The organism is Klebsiella sp. GFKo11 (genome assembly GCF_056490265.1).
In genome coordinates this window covers 5852473-5873823 of the sequence record NZ_CM151369.1, presented here as the reverse complement: position 1 = coordinate 5873823, position 21351 = coordinate 5852473, and the positions used below count along the sequence as shown (strand labels likewise).

Annotated in this window: 20 protein-coding genes; 3 read left to right on the top strand and 17 right to left on the bottom strand. The window is 53.2% G+C overall.

Annotation, left to right across the window (positions count from 1 at the left end; translation table 11 throughout):
* Nucleotides 1–177: 177 nt before the first annotated feature.
* Nucleotides 178–2136: an acetate--CoA ligase gene (gene acs / locus AC07P6_RS28185; RefSeq protein ID WP_304255179.1), complete on the bottom strand. Its 1959-nt coding sequence runs from the start codon at nt 2134–2136 to the stop codon at nt 178–180.
* A gap of 411 nt (nt 2137–2547) precedes the next feature.
* On the opposite strand from acs, the gene gltP reads away from it, so the two are divergent.
* A complete protein-coding gene (gene gltP / locus AC07P6_RS28180) occupies nt 2548–3861 on the top strand; it encodes a glutamate/aspartate:proton symporter GltP (RefSeq protein WP_112215858.1) in 1314 nt (437 codons plus the stop codon).
* Between the two features lie 149 nt (nt 3862–4010).
* Here the strand turns inward: gltP and AC07P6_RS28175 are convergent, their stop codons facing one another.
* The 10 genes from AC07P6_RS28175 to AC07P6_RS28130 all read right to left on the bottom strand — a co-directional run bounded on the left by AC07P6_RS28175 (nt 4011) and on the right by AC07P6_RS28130 (nt 17092).
* Nucleotides 4011–4694 carry a tetratricopeptide repeat protein gene (locus AC07P6_RS28175; RefSeq protein ID WP_142514441.1) on the bottom strand — a complete coding sequence of 228 codons (684 nt, stop codon included), beginning with the start codon at nt 4692–4694 and terminating at the stop codon, nt 4011–4013.
* A gap of 362 nt (nt 4695–5056) precedes the next feature.
* Nucleotides 5057–6037, bottom strand: a complete 981-nt coding sequence (locus AC07P6_RS28170) for an IS110 family RNA-guided transposase (protein ID WP_478316951.1) — start codon at nt 6035–6037, stop codon at nt 5057–5059.
* Between the two features lie 238 nt (nt 6038–6275).
* Entirely contained in the window at nt 6276–8423 is a 2148-nt protein-coding gene (gene fdhF / locus AC07P6_RS28165; RefSeq protein ID WP_110274544.1) for a formate dehydrogenase subunit alpha, read from the bottom strand.
* 249 nt (nt 8424–8672) lie between these two features.
* Entirely contained in the window at nt 8673–10658 is a 1986-nt protein-coding gene (locus AC07P6_RS28160) for an alkyl/aryl-sulfatase (RefSeq protein WP_478315190.1), read from the bottom strand.
* Between the two features lie 284 nt (nt 10659–10942).
* Nucleotides 10943–11869 carry an allose kinase gene (gene alsK, locus AC07P6_RS28155; RefSeq protein ID WP_478315189.1) on the bottom strand — a complete coding sequence of 309 codons (927 nt, stop codon included), beginning with the start codon at nt 11867–11869 and terminating at the stop codon, nt 10943–10945.
* Nucleotides 11853–12548: a D-allulose 6-phosphate 3-epimerase gene (alsE, locus tag AC07P6_RS28150; protein ID WP_304255186.1), complete on the bottom strand. Its 696-nt coding sequence runs from the start codon at nt 12546–12548 to the stop codon at nt 11853–11855. The genes alsK and alsE overlap by 17 nt, the downstream gene beginning before the upstream one ends.
* Before the next feature lie 10 nt (nt 12549–12558).
* Nucleotides 12559–13539 (bottom strand): D-allose ABC transporter permease, encoded by a 981-nt coding sequence (gene alsC / locus AC07P6_RS28145; protein ID WP_110274541.1) that lies wholly within the window; start codon nt 13537–13539, stop codon nt 12559–12561.
* Nucleotides 13518–15050 carry a D-allose ABC transporter ATP-binding protein AlsA gene (gene alsA / locus AC07P6_RS28140; protein ID WP_478315188.1) on the bottom strand — a complete coding sequence of 511 codons (1533 nt, stop codon included), beginning with the start codon at nt 15048–15050 and terminating at the stop codon, nt 13518–13520. The genes alsC and alsA overlap by 22 nt, the downstream gene beginning before the upstream one ends.
* A gap of 155 nt (nt 15051–15205) precedes the next feature.
* Nucleotides 15206–16141: a D-allose transporter substrate-binding protein gene (alsB, locus tag AC07P6_RS28135; RefSeq protein ID WP_182235675.1), complete on the bottom strand. Its 936-nt coding sequence runs from the start codon at nt 16139–16141 to the stop codon at nt 15206–15208.
* Between the two features lie 63 nt (nt 16142–16204).
* On the bottom strand, nt 16205–17092 hold the full coding sequence (locus AC07P6_RS28130; protein WP_110274538.1) for a MurR/RpiR family transcriptional regulator: 888 nt from the start codon (nt 17090–17092) through the stop codon (nt 16205–16207).
* A gap of 363 nt (nt 17093–17455) precedes the next feature.
* Between AC07P6_RS28130 and rpiB the strand changes: the two genes are divergently transcribed.
* On the top strand, nt 17456–17905 hold the full coding sequence (rpiB, locus tag AC07P6_RS28125) for a bifunctional allose-6-phosphate isomerase/ribose-5-phosphate isomerase RpiB (RefSeq protein ID WP_434660583.1): 450 nt from the start codon (nt 17456–17458) through the stop codon (nt 17903–17905).
* 69 nt (nt 17906–17974) lie between these two features.
* Nucleotides 17975–18304 carry a DDRRRQL repeat protein YjdP gene (yjdP, locus tag AC07P6_RS28120; protein ID WP_181483983.1) on the top strand — a complete coding sequence of 110 codons (330 nt, stop codon included), beginning with the start codon at nt 17975–17977 and terminating at the stop codon, nt 18302–18304.
* Here yjdP and cbrB (AC07P6_RS28115) read toward each other — a convergent pair.
* The 6 genes from cbrB (AC07P6_RS28115) to phnP form a co-directional block, all read right to left on the bottom strand.
* Entirely contained in the window at nt 18298–18702 is a 405-nt protein-coding gene (gene cbrB / locus AC07P6_RS28115; RefSeq protein ID WP_478315187.1) for an inner membrane protein CbrB, read from the bottom strand. The genes yjdP and cbrB (AC07P6_RS28115) overlap by 7 nt on opposite strands.
* On the bottom strand, nt 18702–19172 hold the full coding sequence (gene cbrB / locus AC07P6_RS28110) for an inner membrane protein CbrB (RefSeq protein WP_478315186.1): 471 nt from the start codon (nt 19170–19172) through the stop codon (nt 18702–18704). Before cbrB (AC07P6_RS28110) ends, cbrB (AC07P6_RS28115) begins: the two co-directional genes overlap by 1 nt.
* Before the next feature lie 85 nt (nt 19173–19257).
* On the bottom strand, nt 19258–19590 hold the full coding sequence (locus AC07P6_RS28105) for a low molecular weight protein tyrosine phosphatase family protein (protein ID WP_478317106.1): 333 nt from the start codon (nt 19588–19590) through the stop codon (nt 19258–19260).
* Nucleotides 19590–19814 carry a hypothetical protein gene (locus AC07P6_RS28100; protein ID WP_182235679.1) on the bottom strand — a complete coding sequence of 75 codons (225 nt, stop codon included), beginning with the start codon at nt 19812–19814 and terminating at the stop codon, nt 19590–19592. Before AC07P6_RS28100 ends, AC07P6_RS28105 begins: the two co-directional genes overlap by 1 nt.
* Before the next feature lie 88 nt (nt 19815–19902).
* Entirely contained in the window at nt 19903–20373 is a 471-nt protein-coding gene (gene cbrB / locus AC07P6_RS28095) for an inner membrane protein CbrB (RefSeq protein ID WP_478315185.1), read from the bottom strand.
* Between the two features lie 218 nt (nt 20374–20591).
* Nucleotides 20592–21350, bottom strand: coding sequence for a phosphonate metabolism protein PhnP (gene phnP, locus AC07P6_RS28090; RefSeq protein WP_478315184.1), 759 nt, complete (start codon nt 21348–21350; stop codon nt 20592–20594).
* Nucleotide 21351 lies beyond the last annotated feature (1 nt).

Sequence of the window (21351 nt, the reverse complement as noted above, 5' to 3'; positions counted from 1 at the left end):
CGTCTCCAGAGGTTCCCTTTTCGTCATCCACGCGCCATCTGTCGGCAACACTCATCCGCCCGGCAGTTAACTGTCGGGAATCAGCCTGGTTACCGCTTTCCTGCTACCTGAAATCCTTGGGGGAGTATTTATTTATGTCCTCTCCCCTGGTGGGGAGAGGGTGTAGGGGATCGGTTTTTATGATGGCATAGCGATGGCCTGCTTCTCTTCGAGCAGTTTTTCCACCACGCCAGGATCGGCGAGCGTTGAAGTATCGCCAAGGTTACTGGTATCGCCCGCGGCAATCTTGCGCAGAATACGGCGCATGATTTTCCCCGAGCGGGTTTTCGGTAGTGAATCGGTCCAGTGCAGGATGTCCGGCGTGGCCAGCGGCCCAATCTCTTTGCGTACCCAGTTGCGTACTTCGGCGTACAGCTCCGGCGAAGGTTCCTCACCATGATTAAGCGTGACGTAGGCGTAGATGGCCTGGCCTTTGATGTTATGCGGAATGCCTACCACTGCCGCTTCAGCGATTTTCGGATGCGACACCAGCGCGGATTCAATTTCGGCAGTGCCCAGGCGGTGCCCGGAAACGTTCAACACGTCATCCACGCGGCCGGTGATCCAGTAATAACCGTCTTCATCACGGCGCGCGCCGTCACCGCTGAAGTACATATTTTTAAAAGTGGAGAAGTAGGTTTGCTCGAAGCGCTCGTGATCGCCAAACAAGGTGCGCGCCTGGCCCGGCCAGGAGTCGGCGATGGCCAGGTTGCCCTCGGTTGCGCCTTCCAGCGGCGTACCTTCGTTATCCACCAGCACCGGCTGAACGCCGAAGAATGGACGCGTAGCGGAGCCAGCCTTAAGCTCAATGGCGCCCGGCAGCGGGGTGATCATAAAGCCGCCGGTTTCGGTCTGCCACCAGGTATCCATCACCGGGCATTTCTCGTTGCCGATCTTCTTCCAGTACCACTCCCAGGCCTCCGGGTTAATCGGCTCGCCGACGGAGCCGAGAATGCGCAGGGAGGAGCGGTCGGTGCCCTCAATCGCTTTATCGCCTTCCGCCATCAGCGCGCGGATCGCCGTGGGTGCGGTATAGAGAATGCTGACCTGATGCTTATCGACCACCTGGCACATGCGTGCCGGGGTTGGCCAGTTTGGCACGCCTTCGAACATCAGCGTCGTCGCGCCGCAGGCCAGCGGGCCGTACAGCAGGTAGCTATGGCCAGTGACCCAGCCGACGTCAGCGGTACACCAGTAGATATCGCCGGGATGGTAGTCGAAAACGTATTTAAAGGTTGAGGCCGCATAGACCAGGTAGCCGCCGGTGGTGTGCAGTACGCCTTTTGGTTTACCGGTCGAGCCGGAGGTATAAAGGATGAACAGCGGGTCTTCGGCGTTCATCTCTTCCGGTTGATGCTCTGCGCTGGCTTTCTCAATCAGATCGCTCCACCACAGGTCGCGGCCTTCATGCCAGTCGATTTTGCCGCCGGTACGTTTGAAGACCACCACGTTCTCAATGCTTTTAACGTTTGGATTTTTCAACGCGTCATCAACATTTTTCTTCAGAGGGATCGCGCGACCGGCGCGCAGCCCTTCATCAGAGGTAATAACCAAACGGGAGTTCGAGTCGATGATGCGCCCGGCGACCGCTTCCGGCGAGAAGCCGCCGAAAATCACCGAGTGGATAGCGCCGATGCGGGCGCAGGCCAGCATAGCCACCGCTGCTTCCGGCACCATCGGCATATAGATAGCGACGACATCACCTTTTTTAATGCCGAGGTCGAGCAGGACGTTGGCAAAGCGGCAGACGTCATGATGCAGTTCGCGATAAGAGATGTTTTTGCTCTGGCTGGCGTCGTCGCCTTCCCAGATGATCGCCGTCTGGTCACCGCGCTCCGCCAGATGGCGATCGAGGCAGTTAGCGGCCAGGTTCAGGGTGCCGTCTTCGTACCATTTGATGGAAATGTTGCCCGGCGCGAAAGAGGTGTTTTTCACGCGAGTATAGGGTTTGATCCAGTCAAGGATTTTGCCCTGCTCACCCCAAAACGCGTCGGGGTCGGTGATGGATTGTTGATATTGCGCCTTGTACTGTTCCGGGTTAATCAGGCAGCGTTCCGCAATATTAGCGGGAATAGAGTGTTTGTGTATTTGGCTCATGGCTTTTTTTCTCCTGTAGGTTGTTAAATATATGTCAAATAAACGTTAATAGTAGGGCTTTTGGCGGCTTTGTTTACTATTTGGGGGGCAGATCACGCATTAATTAAACTGAATGAAAAGCAATCAAATGAAACTTTGAGGTGAAATAATTTCTTGAGTGGATTTATAGAAATTGAATTTATTAAATATTTTTTATAACAAATACTTATGCAATGTAAGGCGACAATATTAGCGAGTTTATGCAGAAAACAAGATTAAACCCCTGTTCTTAAAGACTTGCGCAGCATGCCGTGCAAATGATACTGATACTGCGCGTTAAATAATCCTATAAAGCAACGCAACACAATTCATACCCCTTTCAGCAGGCGTCATTACCTCCTGGAATGGTGCCTTTCATTGAGGAAGTCTGTAGTGAAGAAAAAAACAAAAGTCAGCCTGGCCTGGCAAATTTTGCTGGCCCTGGTGCTGGGCATACTTCTGGGTAGTTACCTGCATTACCACGCTGAAAGCCGCGACTGGTTAATCTCGAATCTCCTGACGCCTGCCGGCGATATCTTTATCCATCTGATAAAAATGATCGTTGTACCGATTGTGATTTCGACCCTGGTGGTTGGCATTGCGGGCGTGGGTGATGCGAAACAGCTGGGCCGTATCGGCGCGAAAACCATTATCTATTTTGAAGTGATCACTACGGTGGCGATCGTGCTGGGGATTACCCTGGCTAACGTTTTCCAGCCGGGAACCGGGATCGATATGTCGCAGCTGGCGGCGGTCGATATCTCGAAATATCAGAGCACCACGGCGGAAGTGCAGAGCCACGCGCATGGTTTCATGGGCACGATCCTTTCGCTGGTGCCGACCAACATCGTGGCGTCGATGGCGAAAGGCGACATGCTGCCGATCATCTTCTTCTCGGTGCTGTTCGGTTTAGGCTTATCTTCGCTGCCCGCCACCCATCGTGAACCGCTGGTCACGGTGTTCCGTTCCATCTCCGAAACCATGTTCAAAGTGACGCACATGGTGATGCGCTATGCGCCGATCGGGGTATTTGCGCTGATCTCGGTGACCGTGGCGACCTTCGGCTTCGCCTCACTGTGGCCGCTGGCGAAGCTGGTGATTCTGGTTTACTTCGCGATTCTGTTTTTCGCACTGGTGGTGCTGGGCATCGTGGCGCGTGTATGCGGGCTAAGTATCTGGATCCTGATTCGTATTCTGAAAGACGAGCTGATTCTGGCGTACTCCACCGCCAGCTCTGAGAGCGTGCTGCCGCGTATTATTGAGAAGATGGAAGCCTATGGCGCACCGGCGGCGATCACCAGCTTCGTGGTGCCGACCGGCTACTCGTTTAACCTTGATGGCTCAACGCTGTACCAGAGCATCGCGGCTATCTTTATCGCCCAGTTGTACGGTATTGACCTCTCTATCTGGCAGGAAATTACCCTCGTGCTGACGCTGATGGTGACGTCGAAAGGGATTGCGGGTGTGCCGGGCGTCTCCTTCGTGGTGCTGCTGGCGACGCTGGGCAGCGTGGGGATCCCACTGGAAGGGCTGGCGTTTATCGCTGGCGTTGACCGTATCCTCGATATGGCGCGTACCGCGCTGAACGTGGTGGGCAATGCGCTGGCGGTACTGGTTATCGCCAAATGGGAACACAAGTTTGACCGCAAAAAAGCGCTGGCGTATGAGCGTGAAGTGCTGGGCAAATTTGATAAAACGGCGCAATGAATTACGTTTCACTTGCGCTAGCGTTTGATATTGTGGGTTTCGTAGGCCGGGTAAGGCGTTAGCCGCCGCCCGGCAGAAATGCGGGCACAATGTTTAAAGCAGGCTTGTCCAAATAAAAAGCCCGGTGACATATCGCACCGGGCTTTTTCTTATCTTTTACTGATCCTGTCGAACTCTTCGCACCCGGTATCAAACCCTTCCTGACAGCTGACGTTGAGCCAGTGCAGCGCTTTCTGCTTATTCGGTTCGATAAAGCCTTTTTCCCCTTGCTGGAACAACATTCCGGCCCAGTATTCGGCATAGCCGGTGCGGGAGAGGGCGGAGCTCTCTTTAAAGTACTGCGTCGCCTTTGCGTCATCTTCCGGAGGATGAACGCCGCTGGCGTAGATCAATCCCAGCAGCATTTGGGCGTCGACGGCGGAGTCGCTTTCCGGGTCCCGAGCGGCATCCTGCAACAGCGTAATGGCGTGCGGATAGTTCGGCGTTCCGGCCTGCTGGTTCACCAGTACCCGAGCGAGAACGATTTCACCCGCCTTGCTGCCAACCTGCACGGATTGTTCCGCCAGCGCTTTGGCCTGGTGATAGTCGGCCTGCTGCGGATTGCGAATCTTAAGTTGGGCCAGCAGCGCTAGCGCATCGCCGTCACCCTTGTCAGCCGCTTTTTGCGCCCAGTATTCGGCCTGCGGAAAATCACCGAAGCTGACGTAAGTATCCGCCAGGTAATATTGTGCGCGCGGATCGCCCGCTTCGGCTTGCTGTTTGTATTGGCTGCCAGGTTCCATGGCTCCTGCGGTGAGGCTTACCATCACCAGCAGTAAAGAGAGGTATTTCATTTTTTATTATCGGTAGAGGACATAGTGAGCAGTATAAAGGGAGGCGAAGAAGAAGAAAACGACGGGAACTCGTGGGGAGTTCTCATGCTTTACCCGAACAATAGTGCCGCCTGTTTCCCGGGGGCGGCGCTAGCGCGCCTTGCCCGGGCTACAAATTCACAGCCGTTTGCGGTCCGGTAGCCCGGATAAGGAGTTAGCCGCCATCCGGGATTACAAATTCACAGCCGTTTGCGGTCCGGTAGATACTGTGAGCATCGGCAACCATTTTTAGTTGCGGGGCTCTCTCCGGTTTCTGGATGACAGACACACCACCGACAGCACCCTCTGGGTGCTGTTTTTCTATTCCCGCAGTCTTTTCGTCCCTACGCTACCGCTATTCCATGTTGTGACGCATCGAACGGCTCCCCTGACTTCAGCACTCCGTACGCCACCTGCGCCAGCTTGCGCATCATCGCCCCTATGATAACTTTCGCGCGTTTGCCATTCCCTTCCAGTCTCTTTCTGAACGCTTTTCCCCACGCCGTGTGATACAGCGCTGATATTGCTGGCATATATAATGCTCTGCGCAACTGAACCGGACCCGCTTTACTCATCCGGCTCGCCCGCATCACGCTACTGCCTGACTCATGCTGCACCGGCGTCAGCCCTGCATACGCGGCGAACTGCCGCGCTGTGGCAAACCTCAGCTTCAGTCCCGTATACGCCAGCAGGACCGCCGCCGTTTTCTCGCCGATACCCGGGATGCTGTTCAGCAGCTTCCGCCGTTGCTTCATATCCGGGTCGTTGTCCGTCAGGTCTTTTATCTGTTTTTCGATACGTTTCAGTTCAGCACTCAGGCACTCCAGGAGCACATCGATGCTCGCTAACTGGACCTCCGGGGCTGTTTCCTGACGGTTTTTCTCCTGCGTCTGCATCTCTGTCAGCGCCTGATGCCGTAACACCAGCGCTTTCAGGGCTCGCTCTGTCGGGTGCGGTGCCTCCCATGCTGACGGACGTTTCTCCCGGCAGAAGTGCGCCAGCATACGGGCATCGACTTTGTCGGTTTTACTGCGCAACCCTTCACTACGGGCGAAGGCGGCACTCAGGGCGGGGTTGATAATGGAGACGGTATAACCGGCATCACTCAGATACGCGGCAGCCTCTTCCATGTAGGTACTGGTGGACTCCATGCAGACATGGGCATGGTTCACATCATGGCTGCGAAGCCAGCGGACAAGCGCTTCATGTCCGGAGGGCGTATTTTCGAATTTTTTACCGCGATGTCGACCATCAGGGCGCAGGATATCAACATCGAGCTTAGCTTTGGCAACATCAATGCCGATGAAGTGCAGTTCATTTTCCATAGTGAAACCAACCTTGCGAATACGGGTTACCGGTGAAAGCCGGTCCATGATACTGTCCGGTTTATCACATGAGAAAGAACGGCGGTCCGGTGCAAAGGATCTACGGAACAGGCGCGAAAGCCTAAGCCCGGACACGGCATCCGGACCGCCATCAGAGAGAACTGGCCGGTTCTTTCTGATGGAGTCATCATACAAGCCCGGACAGGTGCGAAGCACCACCTCCGGGGAGGCGGCTTGATTAACCCATCGCACTTTCGCGCAAGCGGGATTTCAGCTTATTGTACTCGTCAATCACGTACTGCTCGGCGGCACGCTGGTCAGTGATCCGCTCAATGTTGACGGCGCAGTACTTGTACTCCGGCGTTTTGGTTATCGGACTCAGGTTCTCGGTCACCAGCTCGTTACAGGCGCCAATCCACCACTGATAGGTCATATAGACCGCCCCTTTGTTCGGGCGATCGCTAACCTGCGCGCGGGTGATGATGCGGCCTTTACGCGAGTTAACCCACACCAGCGCTTCATCCTCAATGCCCAGACGTTCGGCATCGGCGGTATTGATTTGCGCATAGCCAGGTTCATCCGCCAGCGCGGCCAGCGCCGCACAGTTGCCGGTCATCGAGCGGCACGAGTAGTGGCCGACTTCACGCACCGTCGACAGCACCATCGGGTACTGCTCGGTGAGCTTGTCAATCGGCGCGACCCAGTCGCAAGTGAAGAACTGCGCCAGACCGTTCGGGGTATCGAACTTCTCTTTAAACAGATAAGAGGTCCCCTGATCGGCGTCGGACTCATCGCGGCACGGCCACATGATGTAGCCCAGTTCGCCCATTTTCTCGTAGGTGGCACCGTAGAAATCCGGGCACAGATGACGCAACTCATCCCAGATCTCTTGGGTGTTGTTGTAATGCATCTTGTAGCCCATCCGGGTGGCGATTTCGCTGATGATCTGCCAGTCGGTTTTCAGGTCCCACTTCGGCTCTACCGCTTTAAAGAAGCGCTGGAAGCCGCGGTCCGCTGCGGTATAGACACCTTCATGCTCGCCCCACGAAGTGGACGGCAGGATGACATCAGCCGCTGATGCGGTTTTGGTCATGAAAATATCCTGGACGATAACCAGTTCCAGCTCTTCAAACGCTTTACGCACGGCGGACAGCTCGGCGTCGGTCTGAAGCGGATCTTCACCCATGATGTACGCCGCCCGCACTTCACCATGCGCCGCGCGATGCGGCAGTTCGCTGATGCGATAACCGGTATGTTCCGGCAGGCTGTCAACGCCCCAGGCTTTGGCGAATTTCTCGCGGTTTTCCGGGAACTTGACGTACTGATAGCCGGGATAAGTATCCGGCAGCGCACCCATATCGCAGGCGCCCTGAACGTTGTTCTGACCACGCACCGGGTTGACGCCGACGCTCGGCTTGCCGAGGTTGCCGGTCATGATCGCCAGGCTGGTCAGTGAACGCACGGTCTCCACGCCCTGGTAGAACTGAGTGACGCCCATGCCCCACAGGATCGCGGCGGATTTCGCGCTGGCGTACATGCGGGCGCAGGTGCGGATCTCCTGAGCGCTGACGCCGGTAATCTCTTCCACCGACTCCGGCGTATAGCCTTCGACGATTTTGCGATACTCCTCGAAGCCCTCAGAACGGCTGGCGACGAAGGATTTATCGTAGAGATCCTCTTCAATAATGACGTGCCCGATGGCGTTGAGTAGCGCGATGTTCGAGCCGTTTTTCAACGCAATGTGCATATCGGCAATGCGCGCGGTTTCGATTTTACGCGGATCGCAGACAATAATTTTCGCCCCATTGCGTTTGGCGTTAATTACGTGATTCGCCACAATAGGGTGTGAATCTGCCGGGTTGTACCCGAAGATAAATACGAGATCGGTATTGTCGATCTCAGTGATGGCATTACTCATAGCGCCGTTACCGACCGATTGGTGCAGACCTGCAACCGAAGGGCCGTGTCAGACGCGAGCGCAGCAGTCGACGTTATTAGTACCAATAACGGCGCGCGCGAATTTTTGCATCACATAGTTAGTTTCATTACCCGTCCCGCGGGACGAACCGGTAGTCTGAATTGCGTCAGGGCCATACTTCTCTTTAATGGCGCTGAGACGGGTGGCGACGTAGTCGAGCGCCTCATCCCAGGAGACGGATTCCAGTTTGCCGCCACGCTGGCGACGGATCATTGGGGTTTTGAGGCGCGGGGTCAGGATCTGGGTATCATTAATGAAATCCCAGCCATAATAGCCTTTCAGACACAGGGTACCCTGGTTGGTTTTCCCCTGCGCCGCCTCAGCCCGGACGATTTTGCCGTTATCGACCACCAGGTTGATTTTGCAACCTGATGCGCAATATGGGCAAACCGTGACGACTTTTTTCATCGGTCTTGCTCCAGTTAATCAATTGGCGCATACGCGCTATCGCGCCGTTACTATGCATCTTCTATGCCATGTTTTCATTGTGGGTATCGACTGATAATACGTCGTTTTTTTGTGCTAAATGATGACGAAAAACAGGCTATCGTCAGTTTTGACGTGTCGAAAAAATACCGCGCGACGGACGTCACGCGGCATGGGGGTATTTTTTAGCTGTGGGCCTGATAGCCGCCGTTCAGCGTTTTGAGCGGTGGTTTAATTAGGCGTAACGATATTTACCCAGAAATCAAAGTTATCCAGGCAGTTGACGATTTCATCCAGTTTAGCCGCATCGCCAGTGACCTTAACCTTCTTCTCTTTGATCAAATCAGCCATCTTCGCCTGGCCTGCCAGTACGGCGTGTAGATCCGCTCGGCTAATATCGAACGATGCATCGGCTTTCTGCTGCAGGGTCTGACGGTAGTTTAATACGCTGTCGTTAAGCGTCAGGTTGAGAGTATCTCCCTTATCCAGATTGAAGTTCAGGCTAATATCTTTGCCCGCAGATTTCTCGCTATCCAGACGCACAGCCATGTAATCAAACAGCATTTCTACCGTCATACCTTTGAGCATATCCGGGGAGGTGGTCGCACCAACTGGGAGTTTTTTAACGCCGTTGCGAAGCTCTTGCGCACCAGTCAGGTAGAAACCGCGCCAGGTGGCAGACTCGGCCTGATAGCCCAGTTGTTCAAAAGAATTCGCCTGCAGATTTTTTGCTGTTTGGTTGTCAGGGTCAGCGGCGATAACCTGCTTGAGCAGTTCTGACGTCCAGCGATAATCGCCCTTGTCATAAGCCTGCTGTGCCAGTTCTATTGCGTGTTTTTCACCACCCAACGCTTCGACGTAGCGTTTACCCATATCGACCTGCCCGTAAGGATCCAGATTCGCCGGGTTACCGTCGAAATAGCCGAGGTAGAAGTTGTAAACCGCACGGGCGTTATGACTGACGGAACCGTAGTAACCCCGACTGGCCCAGTTTTTTTCCAGCTCCGGTGGCAACTTAATCATGTTGCCGATTTCATTCATCGTATAGCCCTGGTTGGCCAGGTGCAGAGTCTGATCGTGAATGTACTTAATGGTGTCTCTATATTTGCCAACATAGTCGTTAATGTGCTGATTGCCCCAGACAGGCCAGGTATGCGGCATAAACAGCACTTCGGCCTGACTGCCCCACATATCCAACGTTTGGTTCAGGTACGCCGTCCACTTGTTGGTATCACGGGTTTTTGCGCCGCGCAGAGTGTAGAAGTTATGCAGCAGATGGGTGGCATTTTCTGCGGTACACAGGGCTTTTAGCGCTGGAATATAGAAATGCATCTCAGAAGGCGCTTCGCTGCCTGGAGCCATCAGGAAGTCGAATTCAAGACCGTCAATTACCCGCTTCTCGCCGGTTTTAGTGATGGAAATGGTTGGCGGAATAATGGTTGGTAAGCCGCCTGTGACGGCCACGCCTAAACCGTTGCCGATATTGCCCTGGGGGTTGTGTGGTAATAAAGAGCTATAAGAATAAGAACCGCGACGGCTCATGATATTGCCTGCCAGCACGTTTTCGCTGATGGCTTCTTCCATAAAGCCGGCTGGGGCAATAATCTGCACTTTGCCAGATTTCACGTCGTCTTGAGAGACAATGCCTTTTACGCCGCCGTAATGATCGATGTGGCTGTGCGTATAGATGACCGCTACGACAGGTTTTTTTGGTCGATGCTGAAAGTACAGGTCGAGGCTGGCTTTAGCCGCAGGCGCGGAAATCAGCGGATCGATAACGATAATACCGGTATCACCTTCAATAAAGGTAATATTGGAAATATCCTGGCCGCGCACCTGATACATACGATCGGTAACTTTAAACAAACCGGAAATGCCATTGAGCTGTGACTGCCGCCACAGGCTAGGGTTTACGGTCTCTGGTGATGGGCCATTGATATCAAATTGATAATCGTGAGCGCGATAATAAACGTTACCCTTGTCATTGGTTAACACGCCTTCATTGAGCAGCGGTGCGATAAACCCGCGCTGGGCGTCTTCAAAATCCTGGCGATCGCTGAACGGCAGTGACTGAGTATATTGCTGGTTAATTTGTTGCGTGTATTCAGTTGCGGCCTTAGGGGTTTCATTGGCAAACGAAGAGTGAGTAAAAAAGCCTGTTGCTACAGTGATGGCAATAAAAGTCCTGTTTAAACGGAATAACTTTGAGTTATTCATATATATCCTTATTTTTTATTTGTTTTGTGAATGTTTATCTTAATGAAATAAACGCGGTTTCGCTTTTTCAAATAATATGACTTTTTTTTATTTTTTCAGAATAAGAAGTGTGAGGTAGTTAACTATTTTTATAAGGTATTTGTGCGAAATACAGAGGGATGAATAATGGATATAATTGCATTTGATATGTTTAACGGCGCAGAATTTATTTTGTTGAATGTAATATTTCATGAAACGTTGAATCCGATGCCGAATTTGCTGACATCAGGTTCAACGTTAATAAATTAAGCTGTCACAAGCAGAGGTAAATAACGGCTGCGGGCCAGCGCCGCCGCGCCCTGTGCGCCGTTAAAGGCCGATGAGGATGCTGCAATAAAGCGCAGCGCCTGGTACGGCAGAGGACGGCGAACGTAGGTTTTGACCATTTCGATTAGCGCATCGCGCGGAAAGGCGGGCATGTCCATCACGCCGCCGCCGAGGATCACCGCGTCGGGGTCGAACAGGTTGATACTGGTGGCGATGGCGCGAGCGGCGTGGTTCAACAACGTCTGGACAAACGGTTCCTGTACGGCGTGAATAAACAGCTCGCCAAGTTCATAAGCCCTCGGCTCCTGTTCGTACCAGCGCTTAAGCGCAATGCCGGAGCAGACGGTCTCCAGACAGCCGGGATTACCGCAGCCGCAGGTGAGAGCGTCATCGCCCTGTGGAATGTGCCCCAGTTCGCCCGCCACGCCGTGCGCCCCGGTCCACGGCGCGCCGTTCAGCCAGATAGCGAAGCCCATTCCGGTACCGAGATAAGCCGCCAGCACCTCCTGCTCTTGCAGACCATTTTCCTGGACGTCAAACGAGAGCTGCAAATTAACGTCGCGGGAAAACTCCACCGGGCAGCCTAATGCTGCTTCCAGCCGGTCGGCCAGGTTATACAGATCGTCGGCGGTCAGAGGCAGATTGGGGGTAGAGATAATCGTGCGTTTGTCTTTCGCCACCAGCGCCGGAAAGCCCATCACCAGCCCACAACAGTGGGCAGAGTGGCTGGCAAGCTGTCGCTGTAGCAGGTTTTGAATACCGCTGACCAGGCCATTGGCGGCGATAACGTCCGCAGTGCGCAGTTTTTCGCAGTGCAGCGCTGCGCCCTGCGCCGTTTGCAGGCAAAAACGGATATGGGTCGCCCCCATATCCACGCCCGCGACGACGTTAAGCTGTTTTTGCATGAGGCAGTACCTCGTTTTTCGCCGCCAGGATCTGCTCCGCCATCACCTGCCACGCGTCATGGATGTTGTCACCATGGTTAAAGAGACCGGACGTGCCGACGATAAAGACATCTGCGCCCGCCGCCATCAGTTTTTCGTAGGTCGCTTTGTTGCAGGAGCCGTCGATTTCGATTTCGTAGCTCAGTCCTTCGCGCTCGCGCCAGGCTTTCAACTCAGCGATTTTCTCCAGCATTTCCGGGATAAACGGCTGTCCGGCGAAGCCTGGATCGACGGTCATCACCGTGATTTTGTCGGCTTTATGAATGTAGTATTTCATGGTCTCAACCGGGGTTTCCGGGTTGAGGATCAGCCCTACTTTCATACCGTGGCGACGGATTTCCTCAATCAGGCGGAAGGCCTGGCCGTTAATGGTTTCCGGATGCAGGGTGATAAAGTCCGCGCCCGCTTGCGCCAGCTGACTGATGTAATCCTGCGGGCGAGTGACCATCAGATGGCAGTCCAGCGGTTTACTGGCCAGCCGCTTCACCTGGCTGACGAAAAACGGCGACAGCGTCAGGTTCGGTACAAAATGGCCGTCCATAATGTCGATGTGAAAATAGTCTGCGTGCTGGTCGATAAACTCGATCTGTTCTTTGAATTTCAGCAGATCCATACACATTAAAGAGGGAGCAATTTTCATTATAAATTCCTTACTTACTGATAAGACGGTCGAGAGCGACAGCCGCGATGATTAATCCGCCCATCACCACCAGTTGGTAGTAGGTTTGTACTTGCAGAATATTCAGTCCGTTGTTGATGGTACCGATGATTAAACCGCCAATGACCACTGAGAAGATGCGTCCCTTGCCGCCGAAGAAGCTGGTGCCGCCGATAATGGCGCTGGCGATGGCGTACGTTTCGAAGCCCATGCCCGCCAGCGGTTCCGCCGCGCCGAGACGTGCCGTAGAAACCACGCCCGCAAGGCCAGCGCAAACGCCGGAGATAATAAACACCAGCAGCATGTGGAATTTGACGTCGATACCGGAGTAGAACGCGGAGTTTTTGTTGCCGCCCAGCGCATAGATATTGCGTCCCAGCCGGGTGCGAGTGGTCAAAAACCACAGCAAAACCGCCACAATCAGCGAGAAAATGACCGGTACTGGAATGCCTAGCGGCGTGGCGGCAAAGAAGTTAACGAAGCCAAATGAGAAGCCGTACACCGAGTTGGCATCGGAAATCACCAGCGTAATGCCGCGGAAAATAGCGTTGGTGCCAAGGGTGATAATAAACGGATGCAGGCCGGTCCAGTTGACCAGGCAGCCGTTAATCGCTCCCAGCGCACCGCCCACCAGCACGCCGCCAATCAGCGCCGCAAGGAACGGATCGACGCCCGCCAGCATCAGCTTGGCGGTGACCATCCCGGAGAGCGCGAGGATCGCTCCGACCGACAGGTCGATCCCGGCGACGAGGATCGCGAAGAATTCGCCCATGCCGATCAGCACGGTCACCGAACTCTGCACGAAGATCTGCGTAATATTGTTGGTCGTCAGGAAATACTCCGACGACAGGGTGCCAAATATCGCGACGATGATTGCGAGGATAAAAAAGGTGCCGTATTTATCCCAGAACAGCGCGAAGTTAAACGGTTTTTTCTCGTCCATGTCGCCTTTCACTCTTGTGGTAGTGCCCATGCCATAATCTCCTCTTCGCTCAGATCGTCGCGATTGGTCAGGATTTGCGTCAGTCGCCCTTCGCAGAACACGGCAATGCGGTCGCAGACGGCGATAATTTCAGGAAGTTCGGACGACACCATCAGGATGACTTTTCCGTCATCGGCCAGCTGGCGCATCACTTTATAAATTTCGGCTTTTGCGCCGACGTCGATACCGCGCGTTGGCTCATCGAAAATAATGACTTCGGGGTTGCAGCATAACCATTTGGATATCAGCACTTTTTGCTGGTTTCCGCCGGAAAGCTCGCCAATATTCTGATCGACGGAATGACACTTCAGCCCCAGCAGCTGGCGCTGCTCTTCGGCCGTTTTGTGTTCACTGCTTTCGTGAAATAGCCCCATTGCGCCTTTGTAACCGCCGCGCTTGAGGCTCTGGCTGACCGCCATATTCTGGGCGATGGAAAAATTGGGGAAAAAGCCGTTTTCCCGGCGAATTTCGGTGATGTAGCCCATGCCTTTCTTTAAAGCGTCCAGCGGCGAGCGAGGAGAGATCTCTTTGCCATTCAGGTAGATTTTGCCGCCTGCGCGCTTATCGACACCGAACAGGCAGTTCATCAATTCAGTGCGCCCGGAGCCCACCAGTCCGGCAAAGCCGAGAATTTCACCGCGATTAACGTTAAAGGAGATATCGCGAACTTTTTTCTTGTCGTGGCTGGTGACGTTTTTCACTTCGAAGACCGTTTCGCGCACGATGTTGCCGGTACTCTCTTTCATGGCGTTAAAGCGGTTCTGTAGCTCGCGACCCACCATCAGGCGCACGATGTCATCGTTATTCACTTCGCTGACCATCCCACTACACACGCTGCTGCCGTCTTTCATCACCGTATAGCGATCGCAGATGCGGCGAATTTCCGCCAGCTTGTGCGAGATATACACGATGGCGGTGCCCTCTTTGCGCAGTTGGTTCATGATCAGAAACAGGTAATCCACCTCTTTGTTGGTCAACGAAGAGGTGGGTTCATCCATAATCAGCACTTTGGCGTCGAGCATCAGCGTCTTGGCGATTTCCAGCATCTGTTTGTGGCTGATGGACAGGTTCGCCACTTTCTCGTCCAGGCCGACTTTTAATCCAACGCGCAGCAGCATCATTGCCGCCCGCACGCGCATTTCTCGCCAGTCGATAATATTGACGCCGCAGAATTTTTTCGTCAGGTGACGACCAATATATAAATTTTCCAGCACCGTTAATTCATCAATAACGCTGAGTTCTTGATAAATAATACCGATGCCGAGCTGGGCCGCTAATTTATGGTCCAGCTTGTGGTAGTTGACGTTATTAATGGTAATGGTGCCTTTGGTCGGTTCATGTATTCCCGACAGAACTTTCATCAGCGTTGATTTACCGGCACCATTTTCCCCTAATAACGCATGTATTTCGTGAGGGTAAACAGTTAAATCAACCGATTTTAATGCGTGAACCGGACCAAAGGATTTGCCGATCCCCGCCATCGAAATATATGGCGTGAGCATAGAGAATTTCCTTTATTACCTATTACTGGGAACGTGCTGTCTTCTCCTCACCCTAACCCGCCTGGCGCTATTGGTGAGTTTGGCGCGGTCTGCCCTTCTCCCTCTCCCTGTGGGAGAGGGTTGGGGTGAGGGCACCAGACCGCAAGAAACCTAAATTATTTCGTCACCAGAATAGAATCCACCAGCTTAAATTGCGGGGCTTTATCCAGCGGGATCACCTTGCCGCTCTTCTCGGCTTCGACCATCAGCTTAAGACCAGTTGCGCCAATATCCGCCGGGTTCTGCGCGACGGTAGCCGTCATCTGCCCGGCTTCGACCATCTTGCGCGCTTCCGGAATGCCATCGGTGCCGACGACCAGAATTTTGCCCGTTTTGCCAGCGTTAGCGACGGCTTGCGAGACGCCCATTGCCATGGTGTCGTTAGCGCAGTAAATCGCTTTGACGTTCGGGTTACGCTGCAACACGTTAGTCGCAACATCCAGTGCTTTAATACGGTCCCAGTCGGCGGGTTGGCTGGCAACTAGCTTGATCTGGCTGGCTTTTTTGAAGGCTTCGGTGGCGCCGTTACGACGAGCTTCACCGGACGCGTTACCGGCTTTGCCTTCGATAATAGCGACTTCGCCGCCTTCAGCGCCCAGCTTGTCGATGATAAAGTCTGCGCCTTTTGCCCCGACCGCCACGTTGTCGGTGGTGACAAACCCTTCCACGTTGCCGCCGGCTTTCTTCAGGTTATCCATATCGATTTTTTCATCGAGGTTGACCAGATAGATGCCCTTTTTCCAGGCTTTAGCCACCGGCATCACCAGGTTTACGGAGGAGAGCGGCGCAAAGGCGATACCTTTGTAGTTTTTGTTGCTCAGGTCTTCAAATAGCTGCAACTGCGACTGGAAATCGCCTTCCGAAGGGGAGGCGAAAATATCGACGCTCACACCCAGCGTTTTTGCTTCGTCTTCAATACCTTTTTTCATATCAACCCAAAATGGGTTGGATAATGTTTTTAATACGACAGCGTAATCGGCGGCGGCAAAGGCGCTGGTGGATAACATGACGCCCATGAGCGTACCGCTGAAAATTTTCAGATATTTATTCATATCAATACTCTCGGTGTAAGGTACAGTTTTATTGATCCCACTGATGTGGGATCAGCTTTTTATTTACTTCAGCGCGCCTGGTGAAAAGAAATTAACAATTGCGCCGGTTTTTTGCATATTTAAATTCGCTTGCTCAATATCTAGTTGTGCAACTGAAACAAAGAACGCATCTAATAGTGTCAGTTGTAATATACGTGCTGAGGCGTTTCGTCCCAATAAAGGTGTCTCTGGTGCTGGCGAACAAATAATAAAATCAGATAATTTGGCAATCGGCGAATGGTAGCTGTGGGTGATACAAATAATTTTCGCCCCATTCTTCTTCGCGAGTTCCACGGCCGATTTAATATCGCTGGTGCGCCCGGAGTGGGAAACCACCAGCACTACGTCGCCTTCTTTCAGCAGCGACGCGGACATCATCATGATATGCGCGTCCGGATAAGTCTGGCAGCGCACGCCGATGCGTAAAAATTTGTGCTGCACGTCAGCACAGATGGCGTTAGAGCCGCCCGCGCCGTACAGGTCGCGCTGATTGGCCTGGGCAAAGAAGCGCGCCGCACGGTGAATCTCATCAACGTTGACGATCGACTGGCCTTCCATAATGGTGCGCAGGGTGATGTTAAAGACCTTGTTCACCACGTCCTGCGGCGCTTCATCAAAAGAGAGCTCTGCCGGGAGGACCTGTTCAGATTGCGAAAAATACGCTTCCAGCGCGCTGCGCAGATTACGAAAACCGCTAAAGCCCAGCAGTTTAGAAACCTTCACGATCATGGCTTCGGATACCGACAGCGCTTCCGCGACATCCTTTATAGCTGGCGCATCGCTCAGATTGCCGGGCTTAAGCAACCATTCGACGATTCGGCTTTCGTTTTCGGTCATACCTTCCTGCTTCATGCGAAGCCAGGGGGCGAGGCCGATACCGTTGGGGAGCGAACTGGATTCTGACTGACTCATCGCTTTCTCTTTGTCCATAAAATGAAGACGCCACTATATCACCACAGGCAAAACAGAAAAGATACAATCAACTTCACAAAAAATGTATTTTTATAAAGTTTTGTATTTTGTGAAGTTTCATTGAATCTTTAAAAAATGAATTTATGATTTAAATGCATAAAAATCATTTAGTTATGTTGTTTATTTTAACGTTTTAAAAATTGAAAATACTCGGATTAAATGTTTTTTACACTTGATTTGTGAAATGGTGCCGTGTAGAACAGGCGCAGATGACGGTAGGTTTGCTGTTTAAATCGGCAAAAATTGCCGTTTAAATCACAAGACAACCTATGTTCGTAAAGTTAACAACAGGCGAGGCTATGTATGAAAAGGATTGCATTTGGCTGCGATCACGTCGGGTTTATCCTGAAAGACGATATTCTGGCGCACCTGCACCAGCGCGGTATCGAGGTCGTGGATAAAGGAGCATGGTCAACGGAGCGCACCGACTATCCGCGCTACGCCAGCGCCGTCGCTCAGGCCGTTGCCGCCGGGGAAGTGGACGGCGGAATTCTTATCTGCGGTACCGGCGTCGGCATCTCTATCGCCGCTAATAAACACCCCGGTATTCGCGCCGTCGTGTGCAGCGAGCCTTATTCCGCGCAGCTTTCACGCCAGCATAATGACAGCAATATCCTGGCTTTTGGTTCGCGGGTGATTGGTCTTGAACTGGCGAAAATGATCGTCGATGCCTGGCTGGCAGCCGAGTTTGAAGGGGGGCGTCATCAGGGTCGGGTAGATGCTATCGGCGCGATTGAACAACAGCGGATTTGAGATTCCTCCGCTACTCGCGATGATAGCCGTTGATTAACGTAGAGCCAGCCCACCGATGAGACTGGCTTTATGAAACGTTACTCTACCGCTTTGCTTTTCTGCACCCTGGCGCTGGCCAACCCGCTGGCGCACGCTGATATTATTGACGACGCCATTGGTAATATTCAGCAGGCCATTAATGATGCCTATCACCCCAGCGATAGCCGTTCGGATGATGATTATGATGACGGGCGCTATCAGGGCAGCCGTCAGCAAAATAGCGATCGCCAGCGGCAGTATGACGACAGGCAGCGGCAAATTGAGGATCGTCGCCGCCAGCTTGACGATCGTCAGCGCCAGCTGGACCAGGATCGTCGGCAACTGGAGAGCGATCAGCGTCGGCTGGATGATGATTATTGATGTGGGGCGACTCGCGGCGGTAGCCAGGGGATGATCAGCCCCATGACCATACCGGACAGCAGCGCCGAGACGATGAGGAGCGGAAGCACATAGAAAAGCATCGGGATAAATGCGCCGATGATGCCGCAACAAATAACCGTTATCACAACGCCCGCTATTCCCCCTGTCAATAAACGCCAAAACCAGATGCGATAAACTTGCCCTGACAGAATGGCCATAAAAACGCCTGAAAGCAGTGCGGGCAGCGCGGCAACAATCCAGGTAAGGGATAATATCTCAGGAAGCTGCCCTAAGAGTCTGGTTATCGAACCTCCGCCGGGAAAAAAGAGGATCAATGGCAGCGGGATAAACGGTCCAAGCCCCACGTACCAGCAAATATGGTGCAGAAATTTATTCATCAGGCGTTTTCCTCCGGCTTCATCCCCGGCAGATAAGGTATCAGCCATCCCATGACAAGACCGGCAAACAGGCCGGAAATCGCCACTACCAGGAAAATTTCTTCACGCAGGATAAAGTGCATAAGATTTTTATCGGTGAAAAACAGCACACTTGATAGCGTAATTGCCACACTAATGACCAGACCGATCGCCGCGCTGGCGAGGATGCGCCGATAGTGAAACGCATAGATTTCCGCAGGCAGACAGGCAACGGCAATACCCGCCAATAGCGCCGGGGTGGCGCCAACTAACCATGTGACGATGAACATGATTGGCAATATGGTGGCAATATGCCGCAGAAAGCCGCCTGGCGAATCATGATACTGCAATGCAATGGCGACTATCGCTATCATCGCAACCGGTATACCCGCTAATGGCCCCAGCAATGTAAACCAGCCAGCATGGTGAATAATTCGTCGTGTTGTCGTCATTTCCTTTCCCTGAGTTCTTTTTTGTCCTTCAGGAAAGGTATTTCATTATTGTGAAGTGAGAATGAAGTCAGGGTGAAGCGGCGGTCTAAAGTGAGTTTAGTTCGGGCAGGGTGGGGACAATCTCTTCCAGCAGCGCGACGAGTTCGGGGTCCATATAGCGATAGTCGTCGGGGATATCCAGCACGTAAAGCGGTTTATTTTCGACCAGGCGACGATATTCGGCGACAAGACGATTTTTATGTTTTTGCTCCATCACGCAGATGATATCCGCCCAATTGAGGAGTTCCGGGGATAGGGGTTTTCTGGCGTTCCGACTGGTGCCCGCAGAGCGAACGTTCATACCAGGATAACGGCGGAACACCTGTTCCGCCGTAGGGCTTCGCCATTGATTGCGGCTACAAACAAAAAGCACGTTGATCAATTTGATAACAGCTCTTCTATTCCTTGGTGCGCCAATTGGCGACGGGTTTTACGGGGATATTCCATTCCCAGCTGTGCGGCCCGTAGCAATTTTTCTGAACGCATATAGAGCAGCTTCCAGTTTTTTTCACTACGAAAACGTAAAAGGGCGGTGTGAACATCGCGAGACTTATTGCGCTGCTTTTGCGCAATGCGCCAGTCCCGGTTACGGGTTGTTTCCATTATGTTTTCTCTCTCAGATTAATCGGGTTCAGCAGCCGCGATAATACGGAGAGTAAAACGTCGTTATGTTAACGCTGTCGGGGACCGTTTATCCAGCGTTTTCCTCCGACTTCATTCCCGGCAGATAAGGTATTAACCCCCCCATGACAAGACCGGCAAACAGGCCTGAACCCGCAATTGTCCTGAAATCGTTGTCATGGAAGATGAGGATAAAATTTTTAAGGTTTGGGTTGGAAAGAAGCAGCATCGCTAATATCACGGCTGCTGCGCTAATGGCCGCGCCGATTATTGCGCTAGCGAGGATACGCCGATAGTGAAACGCGTAGATTTCCGCAGGTAAACAGGCAATGGCAATGCCCGCTAACAGCGCAGGGACGACGCCAATCAACCATGTGATGATGAGAAAAAACGGCAATATGGTGACAATGTCCCACAGAAAGCTGAATGACGGATTTCGAGATTGTAATGTGATGGCGACAATCGCCCACAGTACGCCAACATAGGGTCCCAGTAATGCAAACCAGCAGGCATGATGAAAGATGGGGCGCGTTGTGCTCATATGATTCCCTTCAGATGGTTAAGTCTGAAGGGAAGGTAGTGATGTTTAGTGAAGAGACGATGAAGTGCGCTTAGAGCCAATCCCATTAGGGCTATTTTGCTTGCCATTTTGAACCTGGGCAGTGCTCAGAATCCTCACGTACTACGTGTACGCTCCGGTTCTTGCGCGCTGGTCGTGTTCAAGCTGGCTGCGCCAATAACGCCTACTGGGATAGGCTCTTAATCCAGCACAATCTCCATACCGTCAAATCCCGCTTCAAATCCCGCAGGCAGAGAATGCGCCATCATCCACGCATCGAACTGATGGCTGATATGGGTGAGGATCACTCGCGGGCAGCCAATCACCTGATTAATCGCCCGCACGGTGTTGAGATCGCAGTGGTTGCGCGGCGGCTGCGGGCGCGGCTCGTGGCTACAGTCAATGATGATCAGCTGCGGCTGATTGTTAAGCAGGAACTTCAGCGTTTTTTCCGGCAGGGCGGTGGTGTCGGACAGCCAGGCAACCCGGCTATGGGCTGCCTCCAGCAGATAGCCGAAAGTCAGTTTTGAGTGGTTTAGCGGCAGCGGGGTCACGCGTAGTCCTTGCAGCTCAAACATGACAAACGGCTCGACGGTGTGGCTAAAATCGAGCAGCCCCGGATGCTTAAACAGGTCATCGCAGCCCTGTTCATCAGGCGGGCCGTAGACCGCAATAGGCTTGCCCACGCCCCAGCGCAGCGGGAACAGGCCCTGAACATGATCCATATGATAATGGGTGAGCAAAAACTGCTGAAAGCTACCGGCGGGCCATTGCTCCATCAGATCCGGCAGCCCGGCATCGAGCAGCGTTACCGCGCTGTTGAATTTGACCACCGCGCTACAGGGGCGACGACGGTGAGTCTCGTCGCTGCGGGCGCGGCGGCAGGCGGGGCAATCGCAGCCGAAAACCGGCACCAGCTGCGCGCTGCCGGTGCCGGTTAAGCGGATAGTCAGGCTCATG